The organism is Modestobacter lapidis, from assembly GCF_054780755.1.
On record NZ_BAAGVS010000013.1, the window covers coordinates 28855 to 46955 of the forward strand.

Below are 18101 nucleotides of genomic sequence, written 5' to 3' on the forward strand. Positions count from 1 at the left end.
CGCAGCCTGCCTACGCGGCCTGGTCGAGGGTGACGCGGTAGCCGAGGTTGTGCAGTTGGGCGATGAGTCGGTCACGTTGGCGGTCGGTGTTGCGACGGGTGAAGTAGTCCCCGCCGAGGTCGGCGTAGTCGCAGTCGTCGGTGAGTAGGTGCCAGCAGATGACGAGGATGGAGTGGGCGACTGCGACAGCGGCCTTCTTCTTGCCGATGCGGCGGGCCAGCCGCCAGAACTGTGCCGACAGGTAGGTGTCGCGGGTGTGCGCGGCGGCCCAGGCGCACTGGGTGAGGATGTCGATCAGCCACACGTCGCCGTGGGTGGTCTTGCCCGAGCCGCGTTTTCCGCCGGTGATGTTGTTGCCGGAGCAGACGCCGGCCCAGGAGGCCAGGTGGGCGGCAGTGGGGAACCGGGTCAGGTCGACGCCGATCTCGGCCAGGATGCATTCGGCGGCCCGCTTGCCGACTCCGGTGATGGTGTCCAGTCGGTCACGGGCCTGCTCGAAAGGGACACCGGCCTCGCTGACCGAGGCCGCGAAGACGGCGTCGATGCGTTCGTCCAGCCGGGTGATCGCGCCTTCCAGGTGGGCGATGTGGTCCAGGCACAACCCGATCAGCATCGCGTGGTGCTCGCCGAACTTGCCGCGCAGCGCCTGACGCAGCTGCGGGATCTTGTTGCGCAGCTTTCCCCTGGCCAACTCGGCGAGCACCTGCGGATCACGTTCGCCGGCGACCAGCGCGGTCAGCATCGCCCGCCCGGAGACCCCGAGCACCTCCGAGGCCACCGAGTCCAGCTTGATCCCGGCGTCCTCCAGGGTCTTCTCGATCCGCTGGCCTTCGGAGCTGTGGGCCTGGATGAGCCGCTTGCGGTAGCGGGTCAGGTCCCGCAGTTGCCGGATCGCCGGCGGCGGCACGAAGCTGCCCCGCAGCAGGCCGTGCTCGAGTAGCTCGGCCAGCCATTCGGCGTCGAGTACGTCGCTTCTGCGGCCCAGGCCACCACCTCGTGCTTGCCGATGTCGATCCCGGCGCAGCGCTCGATGAACACGTCCATCAGCAGCCTCCTCGTCCTCGTTTCCGGTGGGACGGGACCGGCGGGGCCAACCGATCAACGACGCTGTGAAGCGTGCACTAGGACAACAGTTCGAGGTGCCGGGAAGGCCCCTGGCGTCAGTCTCAGAAACGGGTTCACGCGCACCAAGCGGGAACGAGCACAGCCGGCCCCGGCCAGGATCCTCATCCTTCGAGGTGGCCTGCGGTAGGGCCATGGGGTCTCAGATGGAGACAGCTGACCGGGTCGGTCAGCCGCCGCAGTCGATCTCCAGCTCCGCCGAGCCCACCCGTACGCCGTTCTGGGCGAGGTCCGCGGCCAGGGACAGGTGGGTGCCCGAGACCTCGTAGCGGCCGGTGCTGAGCTCCGAGGAGGCGGTGACCCCGGAGTCGTCCAGATCGAGCCGGGCGCCGTCGGGACTGATGACGAACGTGATCCGGGCGGTGTCGGCGGAGCCCTCGATCCGCGTGGAGTCGCCGTCGCGGGAGCACCGGCCGGTGAAGGGCTCCCGCAGCTCTCCGAGGCCCGCGTAGGAGAGGACCGCCGACCCGGTCGCCGTGCCCGTCGGCAGCGCCGCCAGGGCTTCGGACTCCGCGGGTCCGGCGAGCTCCGGCGCGGCCGGGGCGGCCGGGGCGGCGGGTGTCGACGGCGCCCCGTCGCCGGCGTCGTCGTCCGAGCCCGTGCAGCCGGCAGCTGCCAGGAGCACGAAGGTCGCTGCGATGAGCGTCCGCAGCGACCTCACGGCTGCTGGTCCTCGGCCGGGGTGGTCGTGGGCGCAGCGGTGGTCGTGGGTGGTGTGGGGGTGCCCGTGGGCGGGGCGGTCGCGGGCGGGGTGGTGATCCTGGGTGGACCGCCCGTGGGCACTGTGATGCTGCCGCCCTGGAAGTCCATCCGCAGGCCCTGGTCGTCCTCGAGGACGTCGCTGACCGGGTAGCCGAGCGGGCCGCGCTCCCAGCCCTGGCTGCCGTAGGCCGTCAGGATGTCCCCCCAGACGGCGTGCGCGCCGGTGGTGGGGGACCAGTAGATGAAGCCGCCCTGGAAGCGGTTGAGGGCTCCGCCGCGGATCAGGGGGATCTCGCTACTGGTGGGGTAGCCGAGCCGGCCTGCCTCCCAGGTGTGGGCGCCGTAGGTGGCCAGGATCGGTCCGTGCACGGCGTGGGCGCCGGTGGTGGGGGACGAGTAGATGGACCCGCCCTGGAAGCGGTTGAGGGCTCCGCCGCGGATCAGGGGGATCTCGCTGCTGGTGGGGTAGCCGAGCCGACCCCCCTCCCACATGTGGACGCCGTAGGTGGCCAGGATCGGTCCGTGCACGGCGTGGGCGCCGGTGGTGGGGGACCAGTAGACGAACCCGCCCTGGAAGCGGTTGAGGGCTCCGCCGCGGATCAGGGGGATCTCGCTGCCGGTGGGGTAGCCGAGCCGACCCCCCTCCCACATGTGGACGCCGTAGGTGGCCAGGATCGGTCCGTGCACGGCGTGGGCGCCGGTGGTGGGGGACGAGTAGATGGACCCGCCCTGGAAGCGGTTGAGGGCCCCGCCGCGGATCAGGGGGATCTCGCTGCTGGTGGGGTAGCCGAGCCGACCCCCCTCCCACATGTGGACGCCGTAGGTGTCGAGGATCGGTCCGTGCACGGCGTGCGCGCCGGTCGCGGGGGACCAGTAGACGAACCCGCCCTGGAAGCGGCTGAGGGCCCCGCCGGCCAGTCGGATCTGGTCGCCGGCCGGATAGCCGAGCCGGCCGAACGCACCGGCCATGCGTGACCAGTGCTCACCGATGGGCCCCTGCACGCGGGGGATCAGCCCCTCCGGGAACATCGTGCGGATCGCGCCGCTGACCGACTCCTCGATGTGCGCGTCCCCCCGGCCGGAGGGCTCACGGGTCAGGGCGACCACGATGTATCGGTTGTCCCCGCCGACGTAGCCACTCGTGTGGCGGTAGATGTTGCCGTTGACGCAGCACATCCACCCTTGCTTCTGGGGGATGAACACCTCTCGGGGCAGGCCGTCGTGGAGCCCGAAGAACTGTCGTCCGCCGTCGCCCCACATGCTGGACTGGCGCATCTGCTCGACGATCCAGTCGCGCGAGCCGGCAGACAGGCCCCCGACGCCGTCCATGAGGCCGCGGTAGAAGACGACCATGTCGTGCGCGGTGATGAGCGTGTTGCCCCAGTAGCGGGTGTTGGAGGTCAGTCCGGTCTCGTGCAGCCCGTAGCGCTGGATGACGTCGAGGACGATGCTGTTGGCGCCGTAGGCGCTCCAGAACCGGTTGGCCGGGGCGTTCGCGGAGTCGCGCAGCATCCGGGACATGTCGCTCATGTCGGTCGCCGAGAGGCGGATCTGCCCGAGGTCGCGTCGGCGGAGCAGGTTCTCGGCGATGAAGACCTTCATCACCGAGGCCGACTCGATACGGGTGTGCGCGGCCCCGCCGTTGTCCCGGTACTCGCCGGTGTGCCGGTCCAGCCACGCGAGCGCGATCGTCGTGCCGCGGTTCGTGGCGTACGTGCTGCCGGCCGCCACCCGGTCCTGCCAGGAGTCGGCCTGTGCCGTTTCGGCGGTCGGCAGCAGCAGGGCGAAGCCCAGCGTTGCGGCGACGAGGCAGCGCATCCAGCGTTTGGTCATCTCACACCCCCGTGTCGAGGGGGTCACCATTTCACGGAGAACGGCCGGTATCGGTGGATGTGTGACGCTAGAGGTGTCAGCGACGCCAGAGGTCGGTGATGGTCAGACCGCGCTTGCCCAGCTGGGTGCGGAGCATGGTCAGCGAGAGGCCGACGACGGCAGCCGGATCGCCCTCGACGCGGCGGACGAACGGCGCGCCGAGGCCGTCGAGGGTGAACGCTCCCGCCACGGCCAGCGGCTCGCCGGTGGCGAGGTAGGCCTCCACCTCCGCGGGCGTCGGGTCGGCGAAGTAGACGACCGTGGAGGCGACGGCGATGTCCCGGCTGACCACCGCGCCGTCCTGCACGTCGAAGAGCGCCTGCCCGGTGTGCAGCACGCCGGAACGACCGGCCATGCGCCGCCAGCGGTCGCGGGCCTCGGCGGCGTCGGCCGGCTTGCCCTGCGGCTTGCCGCCGAACTCCAGCAGCGAGTCGGCGCCGATCACCAGGGCGTCGGTCTCCCGCTTGGCGACGTCGGCCGCCTTGACCGAGGCCAGGAGCGCCACCTGCTCGGCGACCAGGGGGGCGGAGTAGGCGGACTCGTCCACACCGCTGACGACCACCTCGGGCGCGAGCCCGGCCTGGCGGAGCAGCGTGAGGCGGGCGGGGGAGGCCGAGGCGAGGACGAGCCTGCGGTCGACGGTCATGCCGGGCTCCCCGCCGCGCGCCAGCCGCCCGGGCCGGCCTGCGCCGCAGCCCGGTGGCTGCGCCCGTAGGACGCCCAGGCGCCGACCGGCGTCGGGCGCTTGCGGGCCCGACGCTGCGACATGGCGGCGATGACGACGGTCAGCGCGGCCAGCTCCTCGGCGGTGGGCTCGCCCTTCACGACCCGCAGCAGAGGCCGGATTTGCTCGGTCACAGCGGGATGTTCCCGTGCTTCTTGGGCGGCAGGGTCTGCCGCTTGTTGGCCAGCAGCCGCAGCGCCCGGACGATGTGCACCCGGGTGTGCGACGGCGGGATGACCGCGTCGACGTAGCCGCGGTCGGCGGCGACGTAGGGGTTGGCGAGGGTGTCCTCGTACTCGGTGATCAGCTCCGCGCGCAGCGACTCCTGGTCCTCGGCCGCGGCCAGCTCCTTGCGGTAGAGGATGCCCACCGCGCCTTGGGCGCCGATCACCGCGATCTGCGCCGTGGGCCAGGCCAGGTTGACGTCGGCCCCCAGGTGCTTGGAGCCCATCACGTCGTAGGCGCCGCCGTAGGCCTTCCGGGTGATCACGGTGATCAGTGGGACCGTCGCCTCGGCGTAGGCGTAGAGCAGCTTGGCGCCGCGTCGGATGATCCCGTTCCACTCCTGCGAGGTGCCGGGCAGGAAGCCCGGGACGTCGACGAAGGTGAGCACCGGGATGTTGAAGGCGTCGCAGGTGCGCACGAAGCGCGCGGCCTTCTCGCTGGCGTCGATGTCCAGCGTGCCGGCGAGCTGGGTCGGCTGGTTGGCGATCACACCCACCGGCCGGCCCTCGACCCGGCCGAAGCCGACCAGGATGTTGGGCGCGAACAGCGCCTGCACCTCCAGGAACTCGTCGTCGTCGAGGACGTGCTCGACAACGGTGTGCATGTCGTAGGGAGTGTTGGGCGAGTCGGGGATGAAGGTGTCGAGCTCGCGGTCCTCGTCCGTCAGCGCCTCGGGCAGGGCGATGTCGACCGGTGCGACGTCGAGCGCCGGAAGGGGGTCGAGGTTGTTGCTCGGCAGGTGGGACAGCAGCGCCTTGACGTAGTCGAGAGCGTCCGCCTCGTCCTCGGCGAGGTAGTGCGCGACCCCGGACTTCGTGTTGTGGGTGCGGGCGCCACCGAGGTCCTCCAGGGTGACGTCCTCGCCGGTCACCGTCTTCACCACGTCGGGGCCGGTGATGAACATCTGGCTGGTCTGGTCGACCATCACGATGAAGTCGGTCAGCGCGGGGGAGTACACGTGCCCGCCGGCCGCGGCGCCGAGCACCAGGGAGATCTGCGGGATCACCCCGGAGGCGTGCACGTTGCGCCGGAAGATCTCCGCGTACAGGCCGAGGGAGACCACGCCCTCCTGGATCCGCGCGCCGCCGCCCTCGTTGATGCCGATGATCGGGCAGCCGGTGCGGACGGCGAGGTCGAGCACCTTGACGATCTTCTCGCCGTAGACCTCGCCGAGGCTGCCGCCGAACACCGTGACGTCCTGGGAGAACACGCAGACCGGGCGGCCGTCGACCGTGCCGTACCCGGTGACCACGCCGTCCCCGAAGGGCCGCTTGGCGGCCATCCCGAAGTTGGTGGAGCGGTGCCGGGCGAACTCGTCGAGCTCGGTGAACGAGCCCGGGTCCAGCAGGGCCTCGATCCGCTCGCGGGCGGTCATCTTCCCGGCCGCGTGCTGCTTCTCCACGGCGCGGGCCGAGCCCGCGTGGGTGGCCTCCTGCACCCGCCGCTCGAAGTCGGCCAGCTTTCCGGCGGTGGTGTGGATGTCGATGTCGTCGGGGACGTGCTCCCCGGCGCTCTCGAGCTCGGCGGCGCTCACGGGTCCGTAGCGTAGTGACGTGACCGTCACCGACCCCGCACGCCCCGACCGGCCGCCGCTGGACGGCGCCGCCCTCACCGCGGCGCTCGCCGGCAGCCACCTGTGGCGGTCGGTCGAGGTGGTCGAGGCGATCGGCTCGACCAACGCCACGCTCGTCGCGGCGGCCGCCGGCGAGGCCCCCGAGGGCACGGTGCTGGTCGCCGAGCACCAGGAGGCCGGCCGCGGGCGGCTGGACCGGGTGTGGACGTCGCCGCCGCGCGCCGGGCTCACCGTCTCGCTGCTGCTCCGCCCGGACGTCCCGGCCGCCCGGCGGGCGTGGCTGTCGCTGCTCACCGGGGTGGCACTGGCGGAGGCGGTCGCGGAGGCCGCCGGCGTGCGGGCGTCGCTGAAGTGGCCCAACGACCTGCTGGCCCCGGACGGCGCCAAGCTCGCCGGCATCCTGTCCGAGGCCGCCGGGCGTGCCGTGGTGGTCGGCGTCGGCCTGAACGTGTCGACGACGGCCGACGAGCTCCCCGACACCGGGACGTCACTGGCCCGGGTCGCCGGCGCCGACGTGGACCGCCCCGGCGTGCTGCTGGCCTTCCTGCGCGCGTTCGAACGCCGCTACCTGCGCTGGGTGCAGGTTCTCGGCGACCCGGTGTCCTCCGGGCTGGCCGGCGACTACCTCGCCTGGTGCTCGACGGTCGGATCGACGGTCACGGTGACCATGCCCGACGGGTCGACGCTCGACGGTGTCGCCGCGGCGGTCGACTGGGACGGCCGGCTGGTGGTCCATGGCCCGGCCGGACCGGTGGAGCTGGCCTCCGGCGACGTCACGCACGTGCGGGCGATGACACGGTGACCCGCCGGGTCACACCGCGGTCAGGCCGGTGGTCCGGCGGCGGTGAGCCGCTTCGTCGCTCGCTCGCGGGAGCCTCCGGCCCCCACTCCTCACGACCCACGGGTCGGTCGGGAGTGCGGCGTCACACACGTGCAGAGCGCGGTCCGGGGTACGTGACGAGGGATCCGCTGTGGGTCATCCTGTGCGGATGCCCTACCCGGACAAGGTGCTCGGTGACGACGAGGAGGTCGTCCGCCACCTGCACCCGCACTGGCTGACGGTCTTCCGGCCGGTCGTCGTGTTCCTGCTGCTGGTCGGTGCCGCATCCTTCGGGGCCGCGCTCGTGCCGGCGGGGGCGCAGCAGGGTCTGTGGCGGCTGGTGGTGGTCGGCGTCGCCCTGGTGCTGGGGTTCGTCCTGGTGGCCGTGCCGCTGCTGCGCTGGCGCGCCACCCACTACGTGATCACCACCCACCGCCTGCTGCACCGGGTCGGCGTCCTGTCCCGGTCCGGCCGCGACATCGGGTTGTCCCGAATCACCGACGTCTCCTACCGGCAGAGCCTGTGGGACCGGATCGTCCACTCCGGCACCGTCACGATCGAGACCGCCGGCGAGGGCGGTCCCACCGTCTTCTCCGCCATCCCGGACAGCGAGAGCATCCAGCAGCTGCTCAACCAGCTGGTCGAGGAGGATGCCGACCGGCGGGCCCGGGAGAACGCCTGGTACCTCGCCGACTCCGACCGATCGCGGGATGATGACCGGGCCGACGCCGACGACCGGGCCGACGCCGGTGACTGGAGCGATGCCGACGACCGGCGGACCCGACCCCAGCCCTGACCCCAGCCCTGACCCGACCCGCCCGGCCGCTGCCACCACCGCGCCGTGTGACCGGTCCGTTCCGGCGTGGTGGGCCGGTTCTGTCGGTGGGCCCACCTAACGTCCGCGGCATGCGCCTCCTGCACACGTCGGACTGGCATCTCGGCCGGTCCCTGCACGGCACCGACCTGCTCGTGGAGCAGGAGGCGGTGCTGAGCGGCCTCGCCGAGGTGGTCGCCGCCGAGGGCGTCGACGCCGTCCTGGTCGCCGGTGACGTGTACGACCGCGCCGTCCCCTCGGCCGATGCCACCGCCGTCCTGGACCGGGTGCTCACCCGGCTGCGGGCGGCCGGTGCGGCGGTCGTGCTCACCCCCGGCAACCACGACTCGGCCCGCCGGCTGGGCTTCGCCTCCGGGCTGCTGGCGGTCAGCGGGGTGCACGTGCGCGCCGCGACGCCGCTGCTCGACGAGCCGGTGCTGCTGGCCGACGAGCACGGCGACGTCGCCGTCTACGGGCTGCCCTACCTCGAGCCCGACATCGCCCGGCACGAGCTCGGGCTGGTCGAGGGGCGCAGCCACGAGGCGGTGCTCGGCGCGGCGATGGACCGGGTGCGCGCCGACCTGTTCCTCCGGCCGGGCACCCGCTCGGTCGTCCTGGCGCATGCGTTCGTCGGCGGTGGGCTGCCCAGCGACAGCGAGCGCGACATCTGCGTCGGCGGTGTCGACCTGGTGCCCGCCGCGGTCTTCGACGGTGTTGACTACGTGGCTCTGGGGCATCTGCACCGGCCGCAGACGCTCAGCCCACGGGTGCGCTACAGCGGTTCCCCGCTCGCCTACTCCTTCGGCGAGGCGGGCCACCACAAGCAGGCGTGGCTGGTCGACCTCGACGCCGGCGGGCTGGCCGAGGTCCGCGCCGTGCCTCTGCCGGCCCCGCGGCGGCTGGCCGTGCTCACCGGCGAGCTCGACACGCTGCTCAGCGACCCGGCGCACGCCGGCATGGCGGCCCACTTCGTGTCCGTGCGGCTGACCGACCCGGTCCGGCCGGTCGACCCGATGCGCAAGCTGCAGGCCCGCTTTCCGCACTGCGTCCACCTGGAATGGGCCGGCAGCGGTGCGGTCGCCGACGGGCGCAGCTACGCCGAGCGGCTGGCCGGCCGCACCGACGTGCAGGTCGCCGGGGAGTTCGTGCAGCACGTCCGTGGCCGGGAGCCGAGCGAGGCCGAGCGGGAGCTGCTGGGCCGCGCCCTGCTCACCGCCGGCCGCGAGGAGGCCGCCCGATGAGGGTGCACCGGCTCGAGGTCACCGCGTTCGGCCCGTTCGTCGACACCGTCACCGTCGACTTCGACGAGGTCGGGCGGGACGGGCTCTTCCTGCTGTGGGGGCCCACCGGGGCGGGTAAGACCACGCTGCTCGATGCGGTCGTGTTCGCCCTCTACGGCACCGTCCCCGGCGCTCGCGGCGAGGAGCGCCGGCTGCGCAGCGACCACGCCGGTCCCAGCGTGCGCACCGAGGTGCGGTGCGAGCTGACGCTGGGCGGGGAGCGGCTGCTGGTCGTCCGCCGCCCCGAGCAGCAGCGGCCCAAGCTGCGGGGTGCCGGCTGGACCACCGAGCAGGCCAGGCTCACCGTCCAGCGGCTGACCGCTGACGGCTGGGAGCCGGTCAGCACGCGGATCGACGAGGGCTCCGAGCACCTGCGCACCCGGCTCGGTCTGTCGGCCGAGCAGTTCTGCCAGGTCGTGCTGCTGCCGCAGGGCGACTTCGCCCGCTTCCTGCGTGCCGAGCCGGAAGAACGGGGGCGCCTGCTCCGCACCCTGTTCGACGTCGGCCGGTTCGCCCGCGCCGAGGACTGGCTCGCCACGGAACGCCAGTCCGCGCGCCAGGAGCTCGAGGACGTGCGGGTCCGGATGAGCACGCTGATCGCCCGCGTCGCCCAGGTCGCCGACGTGGAGGTGCCGGAGCACCTGGCGCCGGAGCTGGTCGGCGCCGCCGCCGGGGCCCGGGTCGCGCCCTGGGTGGCCGCTGTCCGCGCCGCGGCCGAGGCGCGCCGCGCGTCGGCCCGGGCCGAGGCCGAGAAGGCGGCGGAGCTGGTCGCGGAGGAGGACCGCGCGCTGGCTGCCGCCCGCACCCTCGAGGAACGGCACGTCCGCCGCGAGCGGGCCCGCCGCGAGTTCGAGCGGCTGACCGCCGCCGAGTCCGGGCTCGTCGGCCTCCGCGCGCTGCTGGACGCCGGCCGGCGGGCCGAGCCGCTGCGCGATGCACTGGAGGCCGCCGGGCGCACCGCGCTCGCCGCCGAGGAGGCCGCCGACGCCCTGCAGCGGACCGAGCGGGCCTGGGCCGCCGTCGCCGCCGGGCGGGACGCCGACACGCTGGTGTCCCGCGGGCTCCGCGACGAGGCCGCCGCAGCGCGGGCGCTGCTCCCCGAGGTCGACCGCGCCGAGGAGCTGGATCGCGCCGGCGCCCGGCTGGCCCGCACCGTCACCGACCTCGAGCAGCGGGTGCGGCAGGGCAGCGAGGAACTGGCCGGCTGGCCCGGTCGGATCAGTACCCAGGAGGCCGCGGTCGCGGCCGCCCAGGAGGCTGCCGCCCGGCTGCCCGGGCTGACCGCCGGCGCGCGGGCCCTGGCCGCCGCCGTGGCCGCCGCCGAGGCCGCCGCGGCGCTCACCGACCAGGTCGCCGCCGGGCGGCAGGCCGAGCAGGACGCCCGGGAGGCCTGGCTGGACGCCCGCGACCGGCTGGCCGCCCTGCGTACCGCCCGGCTGGACGGCATGGCCGCCGAGCTCGCCGCCCAGCTCCGCGACGGCGCCGACTGCCCGGTCTGCGGAGCCACCGAGCACCCGGGGCCGGCCACCGCGCACGGGTCCGCCGTGACCGCCGAGGACGAGGAGCGCGCCCGTCAGGACGTCGAGCGCGCCGAGCAGCGGGTCACCGCGGCCCGCGTCGTCCGGGAGGCCGCGCAGGGCGAGCTGACCGCGCACCAGGCCCGCGCCGGTGCAGTGCCGCTGCCGGCGCTCCGCGAGCAGCTGGTCGACGCCCGGGCGGCGGAGTCGGCCGCGGCCGGGCTCGCCACCGGTCTGGCGCAGGCCCGCGCGGAGCTGGCCGAGCTGGCCGCCCGGCGCGATGCCACCCAGCGGACGGTCGCCGACGACCGGGCGCTGCTGGAGCGCACCCGGGCCGAGGCGGCCGCAACCGTCGCCGCCTGCACCGAGGTGCGCGGCCGGCTCGTCGCCGCCTGCGCCGACGATGCCGACCTCCCAGGACGCATCGACCGCCTGGTCGCCGAGGCCGAGCGGTGCGAGGCGCTGGTGGCGGCGGCCGATGCCGAGCTGCGGGTCCGCACCGCGGCCGACAGCGCCCGTCGGACGGCCGAGGAGCGGGCCGCCGAGGGCGGCTTCGCCGACGTGCCGGCCGCGGCCGACGCACTGCTCGACCGCAGCCGCCTCGGTGCCCTCGCCCGGCAGGTCGAGGAGCACGACCACCAGCTGGTCGCGGTGAGCGCCACCCTCGCCGAGCCCGACCTCGCCGACCTGGGCCCGCGGCCCGACCTCGACGCCGCGCAGGTGGCCTGCCGGCACGCCACCACGGCGCGCGAGGCGGCCGTGACGGCGGCCGAGCACGCCGCCGGATGTGCCGCGGCGCTGGACGCGCTGGCCGGCGAGGTCACCGCCGTCGACGTCGAGCTCGACGAGCGGCGGGCCTGGTCGGACCAGGTCACCGCCCTCGCGGACCTGGTCAACGGCCGCGGCTCGAACCAGCTGAAGATGCGGCTGCAGTCCTTCGTGCTCGCTGCCCGCCTGGAGGAGGTCGCCTCGGTGGCCAGCCGGCGGCTGCAGCACATGTCCGGCGGCCGGTACACCTTCGTGCACAGTGACGCACAGGGCCGGCACGGTGCCCGCGGCGGGCTCGGGCTCGACGTCCTCGACGAGTACACCGGCGTCCGTCGGCCGACCAAGACCCTCTCCGGCGGGGAGAGCTTCATGGCCTCTCTCGCCCTCGCCCTGGGTCTGGCCGACGTGGTCACCGCGGAGAGCGGCGGGGTGCAGCTGGACACCCTCTTCGTCGACGAGGGCTTCGGCACCCTCGACCCGCTGGCCCTCGACGCGGTGATGACGGTGCTCGACGAGCTGCGGCGGGGTGGCCGCACGGTCGGCCTGATCAGCCACGTCGAGGAGCTGCGCACGCGCATCGGCAGCCGGGTCGAGGTCATCGCCGGGCGGCACGGCTCGCGCCTCGCGGCCTGACGGCCCCGACCGGTGCGAGCCCTGCCGCCGTCACACCGGCAGGGGCTTCTCCCAGCGGTCCACCGAGCCGGTCGCCGGGTCGCCGAGCCCGGTGGCGCGGTAGCCGGCGGCGGCGAAGAGGGCCCGGGAGGCGTGGTTGTCCGGTCGTACCTGGGCGACCACCGTCGGCCGGCCCGCCACCCGGCAGGCCAGGAACTCCTCCCCGCACGCCAGGACGGTCCGTGCCCGTCCCCGGCCACGCTGCTCCGGCGCGATCGTGATCGACACCTCCCAGGTCTCCGTGGCGCGTCGGTCGAAGCGCACCGTGCCCACGCGGGCGTCGCCGCGGCCGACCATCAGCAGCGATCGATCCGGATCGGCGAGCACACCGGTCAGCCACGCCTCGTGCCCGGCCCGTGGAACGGCCTCGGTGGTCAGCGAGCGTGCCCTGGTCTCCGGGTCGTTCCGCCAGCGGAACAGCAGGTCGCCGTCCGACGCCCGGGCCGGGCCCACCCACCAGCCTCGTGCCCCGGGTGCGCTGCGCCCGTCGAGCACCGACGTCCACGCCGCCACCAGCCGGTCGGCGCCGGCGCCGTCGACCTGCGCGCCGGCTGCCTCGGAGAGGGCGGCCAGCCGGACACGGTCGTGGACCAGCCCGCGCAGCGACTGCACCAGCCGGTCCCGGTCCCGGTCGAGGTCCGCGGCAGAGCCGAGCCCCAGGGCGGCACCGGCCGACACCAGCCGGGAGTAGGTTTCCTCCTGGTTGTCCACCGCGCGCACCACGGCCATCGGGACCCCGAGCACCGCCAGCTCGCTCGTCGTCGTGCCGCTCGCCGTGATCACCAGGCGGGAGCCGGCGGCCAGCTCGACCAGGTCCGCCCCCGGCGGACGGCGCACCACGCCGCCGGGAGTGCGGGACGTTCCGGTGGCCGCGGGATCGAGCACCAGGATCTCGACCGACGGGTCCGCGACCGCCTCGACCGCGATGGCCGCCAGGCGGGGGACGATCCCGGCCGCATCCGTCCCACCGGCCACCACCAGCACCCGGGAGGAGGCAGCGCGGTCCGCCCGTCGCCGCGCGGCGGCGTGCCGCACCTGCTCGCGGAGCAGCGCCTGTCGCGGCCCGGTGAGGCGCACCCGGGCCGCGGGGACGACGGCGGCGGTGACCTCGGCGAGGGAGGAGGCGTCCACCACGACGTGGGCGTCCCGCCGCCCGTGCCGGCCGTCCTGGACGGAGCTGACCAGCAGGTCGCCGGCGGCCGGGTCGCCGGGCGGTGGACCGGCGACCGCGTAGTGGTCGAGGTGGACGACCCGCGCGCCCAGGCCCGCCGCCAGCTCGTCCAGCGGTCCGGTGCCGGCCGGGTGCACGGACAGCCCGGCCGCCGCGACCAGCTGCACGGCCAGCGGAGCGCTCACCTCGCCGACGAGCAGCACCCGCCACCCGGCGGCGGCCGCCGCCTCGGCGACGGCGAGGCACCGGACGAGGTGGCCGACCCCCGTGGCGGGGACCGCGTCGCAGCGCAGCAAGGCCAGCGGTGCCACGCTCAGCCCTCCTCGAGTTCCTTCTGCTGGACGGCCGCGTTGAGCGCGACCAGGTCCGGGCTGGACCGGAGCACGCCGACGAGCTCCCGCCAGTCGGGCGGGGCGTCCCCGAGGCGGGCGACGAGAGCGTCGAGCAGGGCCGCGTCCTCGGCGGTGTCCAGGGTGACCCGCAGATCGGCCGCGGCCGGCCGGACCACCAGCCCGCCCAGCCGGAAGAGGTCCGGCCGGCTCCAGACGTAGGACGTCACGTGCGCCCGGTGGTGACCCCCGGCCCCGGCTCCCGCCCGCCGGAGGGCAGGGGCGCTGACCAGTTCGACGTCGAGCCCGCGGGGCAGGGTCCGCTCCAGGGTGGTCGCCACGTAGTCGTAGGCGTCCGGGGCGGACCGCCACAGGGCGACGACGCCACGGAGCAGGGCCGGGTCCAGGAGCGGGCAGTCGGCGGTCAGCCGCACCACCGCGTCGGCCGGGTGCGCGGCCAGCGCGTCCAGGTAGCGCGCCAGGACGTCGTCGGCGGAGCCGCGCACGACGGCGACGCCGGACTCGCGCGCCCACTGCTCCACCGGGTCGTCCTCCGGCAGCACCGTCGTCGCGACCACGACCTCGTCGGCGCACCCGCTGGCCTCGACGGCCCGGAGGACCCACGACAGGACCGGGCGGCCGCCCAGCGGACGCAGGACCTTCCCGGGCAGCCGGGTGGAGCCCATCCGGGCCTGGACGACCGCTGCAACCCGCACGCCGCCATCCTGCCCGAGGAGAACGGCGCCGGTCGCGCTGTGACACGATCCGCTGGCGACGAGCAACCGATGGCGAGGGGTGGCACGTGAACGAGCCGGCTGGTCAGTCGTCCCTCCAGGGGGCCTCCGTCCTCGTCACCGGAGCCACGGGCTCCTTCGGCAACGCCTTCGTGCAGCGCGCCCTGGACCTGGGTGCGCGACGGGTGGTGGTGTTCAGCCGGGACGAGCTGAAGCAGTCGGACATGCGGTCCCGGTTCGGCGACGACGCCCGGCTGCGCTGGTTCATCGGCGACATCCGGGACCGGGAGCGCCTGCGCCGGGCGATGCACGGCGTCGACGTCGTCGTCCACGCCGCCGCCCTCAAGCAGGTGGACACGGCCGAGTACAACCCCGTGGAGTACATCCGCACCAACGTCAACGGGTCGGAGAACGTGGTCGAGGCGGCCATCGACACCGGGGTGGAGAAGGTGGTCGCGCTCTCCACGGACAAGGCGTCGAGCCCGATCAACCTGTACGGCGCGACCAAGCTCTGCGCCGACCGGCTGTTCGTGTCGGCCAACCACTACGCGGCCCACCAGCGGACCCGGTTCAGCGTGGTCCGGTACGGCAACGTGCTGGGCAGCCGGGGGAGCGTCATCCCGTTCTTCCGCCGGCTGGCCGCCGAGGGGAAGCCGCTGCCGATCACCGACCGGCGGATGACCCGGTTCTGGATCTCCCTCCCGCAGGCCGTCGACTTCGTGGTCGAGTCCCTCGACGTGATGGTGGGCGGGGAGCTGTACGTGCCGCGCATCCCCAGCAGCAAGCTGATCGACCTCGCCGAGGCGATCGCGCCCGGTGCGGACACCGTGGACGTGGGCATCCGGCCGGGGGAGAAGCTGCACGAGGAGATGATCGCGGCCGACGACTCGCGCCGGACGCTGCGCACCGGCAACCGGTACGTGATCACCCCCTACCTGGCCGGCTGGGGTTACGAGCCGCCGGCCGGTGAGCCGGTGCCGGACGGGTCGGCGTACCGCTCGGACACCAACGACCTCCTGATCGGCGTCGAGGAGCTCCGCGAGCTCGTCGCCGCGCTGGACTGAGCGACGTGCTCCCGTACGCCCGGCAGTCGGTCGACGAGTCGGACGTCGCGGCGGTCGCCCGGGCGGTCACCGATCCCTACCTGACCACCGGCCCCGCCGTGACCCGGTTCGAGGCCGACCTCGCCGGGTGGACCGGCGGGAACCCGGCCGTCGCGGTGACCTCCGGGACGGCGGCCCTGCACACCGCCTACGCGGCGGCCGGTGTGGGGCCGGGACAGGACGTGGTCACCACGCCGTTCACCTTCGTCGCGACCGCGGCGACCGCGGCGCTCCTGGGTGCGCGGGTGGTCTTCGCGGACGTCGAGGAGGCGACCGGCTGCCTCGACCCGGCGGCCGCCGCCGCCGCGGTCACCCCGCGGACGACGGTGGTCACCGCGGTCGACTACGCGGGCGCGCCGGCGGACATGGACGCGCTGCGGCAGGTCGCCGACGGTGCCGGGGCGCTGCTCCTCGAGGACGCCGCCCACTCGATCGGCACCACGTGGCGCGGCCGGCCGGTGGGTGCCCTCGCCGACCTGACCACCCTGAGCTTCTTCGCCACGAAGAACCTGACCACCGCCGAGGGCGGTGCGGTCGTCAGCACCTCGCCCGACCTGCTGGCGCGGGCCGCCGGCTTCCGCAACCACGGCCTGGTCCGCGACCCGGCCCGGCAGCGCTGGCCGGACGAGGGGCCCTGGCACCAGGAGGTGCACTCCTTCGGGTTGAACTACCGGTTGCCCGACGTCCTGTGCGCCCTCGGGTCCAGCCAGCTCCGCCGGCTGCCGGCGTTCATCGCCCGGCGTGCGGAGTTGAGTGCGCGGTACGACGCCGCGCTCGCCGACGTGGCGGAGGTGACGCTGCCCAGCCGGCCGCACGACGCCGACGTCGCGTGGCACCTGTACCCGGCCCGCGTTCCCGAGGAAGCCCGCCGGGCGCTGTTCGAGCACCTGCGCGCGGCGGGGGTCGGCGTCCAGGTGAACTACGTGCCCGCCCACTGGCACCCGGTGTTCGCCGACCTCGGGTACCGCCGGGGGGAGTTCCCGGTGGCCGAGCGCTGGTACCGGCAGGAGCTGTCGCTGCCGCTGTTCGTCGGGCTCGGCGACGCCGACGTCGACCGGGTGTGCGACCTGGTCCGCGGCTTCTTCAGCGGCTGACCGGCGCGTCGAGCAGGTCCCAGGTCAGCGGGGTGCCGCCGGGGACGGACCGGGCGAACGGGCGGCCCACCACGTCCTCCCACGAGCCCGGGGGCAGGCCGCCGGCAGGTCGCAGCGACCGCACGGTGCCCGGCTGCACCGTCTCGCCGGCGGCGACGTCCCGGGCGACCCACAGCGAGCGGCGGAACCGGGCGGTCTCCTCCTCGCCCGGGCGGATCCCGAAGGCCGGTGGCGCGGCGACCGCGGCGCCGGCCGCGGTGCACTCGCGGACCAGGTCGGCCAGCTCCACCTGGTCGAGCGAGAAGGCCGAGTCGACCCCGCCACCGTCGCGGTCGAGCATGACGTGCTTCTCCACCGCGACGGCGCCGAGCGCCACGGCGGCGACCGGGACCCCGACCCCGGGGGTGTGGTCGGACAGCCCGACGGGCACGCCGAACGCCTCGCGGAGCACCGCGATGTTGGCCAGGTGGCTCTGGGCCGGTGCGGCGGGGTAGGCGGCGGTGCAGCTGAGCAGCACGAGCTGTCCCGAGCCCGCGGAGCGGGCGGCGGACAGGGCCGCATCGATGTCACCCAGGCTCGCCATCCCGGTGGAGATCACCAGGGGCTTGCCGGTGCCGGCCGCCAGCCGGATGAGCGGCAGGTCCAGCAGCTCCGCGGAGGCGATCTTGTAGACGGCGCAGCCGAGGCCCTCGAGCAGCTCGACCGCCGAGGCGTCGAACGGGCTGGAGAACGGCACCAGCCCGTGTTCCCGGGCCCGGGCGAAGAGCGCCTCGTGCCACTCGTAGGGCGTGCCGGCCTCCCGGTAGAGGTCGAACAGCCGCCGTCCGCCCCAGAGGCCGTGGTCGTCGGTGACCCGGAAGGCCGGCCGGTCGGAGTCCAGCGTCATCGACTCGGCGGTGTAGGTCTGGAACTTGACCGTCTGCGCACCGGTCGCGGCGATCGCATCGATCGTGGCCAGCGCGCGCTGCAGGCTGCCGTCGTGGTTGGCCGACAGCTCGGCGATGATCCACGGCGTGCCGGTCGCCGCTGCCGCGAGCAGTTCCGGTACCGGGTTCATGAGCCCTCCCGGCCCAGCGACCGGAGCTCCAGCCGGCGGAGCCGCTCCTCGTAGGAGGAGACCAGGGAGAGCCGGGCGCGCACCCGGGCGTGCTCCTCGCGGACCACCTCGACGAGGGTGCGGGCCTCGGGCAGGTCGGTGAGCTCTGCGGTGATGACCTCGGCGCGCTCGCGCTGCTGCTCCAGGCGCGCCTCGAAGGCAGCGGCCTGGGGGGCGAGCCGGGCCAGCTCGTTCGCCGACCAGGAGGACTCCCGCTCGACGGGCTCCATCCGGCGTTCGAGCTGCTCCACGCGCCGCGCCTGCTCGGCGATGCGCTCGTCGAGCTCCCGGTCCCGGCCGGCGAGGTCGTCCAGCCGGCGCTCCAGGCGGTGCAGGTGGTCGTGGATGCCGCCGATGTCTCCCTGCACGGCGTGCAGGGGCTCGGCCAGCCGTCGGCTGAACGCCTCCTCCACGCGGGCGCGCAGCTTCCCGGGCAACTTCATGCTGTTCCTCCTGTCGTGGTGCCGCGGCCGGCGGTGAGCCGG

General features: G+C 74.5%; 17 protein-coding genes. 6 read left to right on the forward strand and 11 right to left on the reverse strand.

Annotated elements, in window-relative coordinates; genetic code table 11:
* Window positions 1–10: 10 nt before the first annotated feature.
* The 7 genes from ACYVG5_RS13890 to ACYVG5_RS13920 all read right to left on the reverse strand — a co-directional run bounded on the left by ACYVG5_RS13890 (window position 11) and on the right by ACYVG5_RS13920 (window position 6179).
* Window positions 11–949 (reverse strand): IS110 family RNA-guided transposase, encoded by a 939-nt coding sequence (locus tag ACYVG5_RS13890; RefSeq protein WP_460683271.1) that lies wholly within the window; start codon window positions 947–949, stop codon window positions 11–13.
* The gene (locus ACYVG5_RS13895) at window positions 871–1044 is read right to left on the reverse strand and encodes a hypothetical protein (protein WP_460683273.1); all 174 of its coding nucleotides are present in this window, start codon (window positions 1042–1044) and stop codon (window positions 871–873) included. Before ACYVG5_RS13895 ends, ACYVG5_RS13890 begins: the two co-directional genes overlap by 79 nt.
* A gap of 247 nt (window positions 1045–1291) precedes the next feature.
* The gene (locus ACYVG5_RS13900; protein ID WP_222049931.1) at window positions 1292–1783 is read right to left on the reverse strand and encodes a hypothetical protein; all 492 of its coding nucleotides are present in this window, start codon (window positions 1781–1783) and stop codon (window positions 1292–1294) included.
* Entirely contained in the window at window positions 1780–3657 is a 1878-nt protein-coding gene (locus ACYVG5_RS13905; protein WP_460683261.1) for a serine hydrolase, read from the reverse strand. The genes ACYVG5_RS13900 and ACYVG5_RS13905 overlap by 4 nt, the downstream gene beginning before the upstream one ends.
* A 76-nt stretch (window positions 3658–3733) precedes the next feature.
* Window positions 3734–4342, reverse strand: a complete 609-nt coding sequence (locus ACYVG5_RS13910; RefSeq protein ID WP_222049929.1) for a Maf family protein — start codon at window positions 4340–4342, stop codon at window positions 3734–3736.
* Window positions 4339–4554 carry an acyl-CoA carboxylase subunit epsilon gene (locus ACYVG5_RS13915; protein ID WP_222049928.1) on the reverse strand — a complete coding sequence of 72 codons (216 nt, stop codon included), beginning with the start codon at window positions 4552–4554 and terminating at the stop codon, window positions 4339–4341. The genes ACYVG5_RS13910 and ACYVG5_RS13915 overlap by 4 nt, the downstream gene beginning before the upstream one ends.
* A complete protein-coding gene (locus tag ACYVG5_RS13920; protein ID WP_222049927.1) occupies window positions 4551–6179 on the reverse strand; it encodes an acyl-CoA carboxylase subunit beta in 1629 nt (542 codons plus the stop codon). Before ACYVG5_RS13920 ends, ACYVG5_RS13915 begins: the two co-directional genes overlap by 4 nt.
* A gap of 19 nt (window positions 6180–6198) precedes the next feature.
* On the opposite strand from ACYVG5_RS13920, the gene ACYVG5_RS13925 reads away from it, so the two are divergent.
* From ACYVG5_RS13925 to ACYVG5_RS13940, 4 genes are all read left to right on the forward strand, one after another.
* A complete protein-coding gene (locus tag ACYVG5_RS13925) occupies window positions 6199–7020 on the forward strand; it encodes a biotin--[acetyl-CoA-carboxylase] ligase (protein WP_222049926.1) in 822 nt (273 codons plus the stop codon).
* 187 nt (window positions 7021–7207) lie between these two features.
* Complete coding sequence (locus ACYVG5_RS13930) at window positions 7208–7834, forward strand: PH domain-containing protein (RefSeq protein WP_222049925.1); 627 nt, start codon at window positions 7208–7210, stop codon at window positions 7832–7834.
* Window positions 7835–7944: 110 nt separating this feature from the next.
* Complete coding sequence (locus ACYVG5_RS13935) at window positions 7945–9093, forward strand: exonuclease SbcCD subunit D (protein ID WP_222049924.1); 1149 nt, start codon at window positions 7945–7947, stop codon at window positions 9091–9093.
* Window positions 9090–12050: an AAA family ATPase gene (locus ACYVG5_RS13940; RefSeq protein WP_222049923.1), complete on the forward strand. Its 2961-nt coding sequence runs from the start codon at window positions 9090–9092 to the stop codon at window positions 12048–12050. Before ACYVG5_RS13935 ends, ACYVG5_RS13940 begins: the two co-directional genes overlap by 4 nt.
* Before the next feature lie 30 nt (window positions 12051–12080).
* Here the strand turns inward: ACYVG5_RS13940 and ACYVG5_RS13945 are convergent, their stop codons facing one another.
* Window positions 12081–13571, reverse strand: a complete 1491-nt coding sequence (locus ACYVG5_RS13945) for a GNAT family N-acetyltransferase (RefSeq protein ID WP_222049922.1) — start codon at window positions 13569–13571, stop codon at window positions 12081–12083.
* A 2-nt stretch (window positions 13572–13573) separates the two neighbouring features.
* A complete protein-coding gene (locus tag ACYVG5_RS13950; protein WP_222049921.1) occupies window positions 13574–14305 on the reverse strand; it encodes a cytidylyltransferase domain-containing protein in 732 nt (243 codons plus the stop codon).
* Window positions 14306–14391: 86 nt separating this feature from the next.
* Here ACYVG5_RS13950 and pseB point away from each other — a divergent pair, with 86 nt between their 5' ends.
* Both pseB and ACYVG5_RS13960 read left to right on the forward strand, forming a co-directional pair.
* Window positions 14392–15387, forward strand: coding sequence for a UDP-N-acetylglucosamine 4,6-dehydratase (inverting) (gene pseB, locus ACYVG5_RS13955; protein WP_222049920.1), 996 nt, complete (start codon window positions 14392–14394; stop codon window positions 15385–15387).
* Window positions 15388–15392: 5 nt separating this feature from the next.
* On the forward strand, window positions 15393–16520 hold the full coding sequence (locus tag ACYVG5_RS13960; protein ID WP_222049919.1) for a DegT/DnrJ/EryC1/StrS family aminotransferase: 1128 nt from the start codon (window positions 15393–15395) through the stop codon (window positions 16518–16520).
* Here ACYVG5_RS13960 and pseI read toward each other — a convergent pair.
* Both pseI and ACYVG5_RS13970 read right to left on the reverse strand, forming a co-directional pair.
* A complete protein-coding gene (gene pseI, locus ACYVG5_RS13965; protein WP_222049918.1) occupies window positions 16510–17577 on the reverse strand; it encodes a pseudaminic acid synthase in 1068 nt (355 codons plus the stop codon). The two genes, ACYVG5_RS13960 and pseI, sit on opposite strands and share 11 nt — an antisense overlap.
* Complete coding sequence (locus ACYVG5_RS13970; RefSeq protein ID WP_222049917.1) at window positions 17574–18059, reverse strand: hypothetical protein; 486 nt, start codon at window positions 18057–18059, stop codon at window positions 17574–17576. The genes pseI and ACYVG5_RS13970 overlap by 4 nt, the downstream gene beginning before the upstream one ends.
* Window positions 18060–18101 lie beyond the last annotated feature (42 nt).

Coding starts and splice junctions, on each gene's coding strand:
- ACYVG5_RS13895 (WP_460683273.1), bottom strand. CDS start 1,044: ATGGACGTGTTCATCGAGCGCTGCGCCGGGATCGACATCGGCAAGCAC.
- ACYVG5_RS13905 (WP_460683261.1), bottom strand. CDS start 3,657: ATGACCAAACGCTGGATGCGCTGCCTCGTCGCCGCAACGCTGGGCTTC.
- ACYVG5_RS13910 (WP_222049929.1), bottom strand. CDS start 4,342: ATGACCGTCGACCGCAGGCTCGTCCTCGCCTCGGCCTCCCCCGCCCGC.
- ACYVG5_RS13930 (WP_222049925.1), top strand. CDS start 7,208: ATGCCCTACCCGGACAAGGTGCTCGGTGACGACGAGGAGGTCGTCCGC.
- ACYVG5_RS13935 (WP_222049924.1), top strand. CDS start 7,945: ATGCGCCTCCTGCACACGTCGGACTGGCATCTCGGCCGGTCCCTGCAC.
- ACYVG5_RS13940 (WP_222049923.1), top strand. CDS start 9,090: ATGAGGGTGCACCGGCTCGAGGTCACCGCGTTCGGCCCGTTCGTCGAC.
- pseI (WP_222049918.1), bottom strand. CDS start 17,577: ATGAACCCGGTACCGGAACTGCTCGCGGCAGCGGCGACCGGCACGCCG.
- ACYVG5_RS13970 (WP_222049917.1), bottom strand. CDS start 18,059: ATGAAGTTGCCCGGGAAGCTGCGCGCCCGCGTGGAGGAGGCGTTCAGC.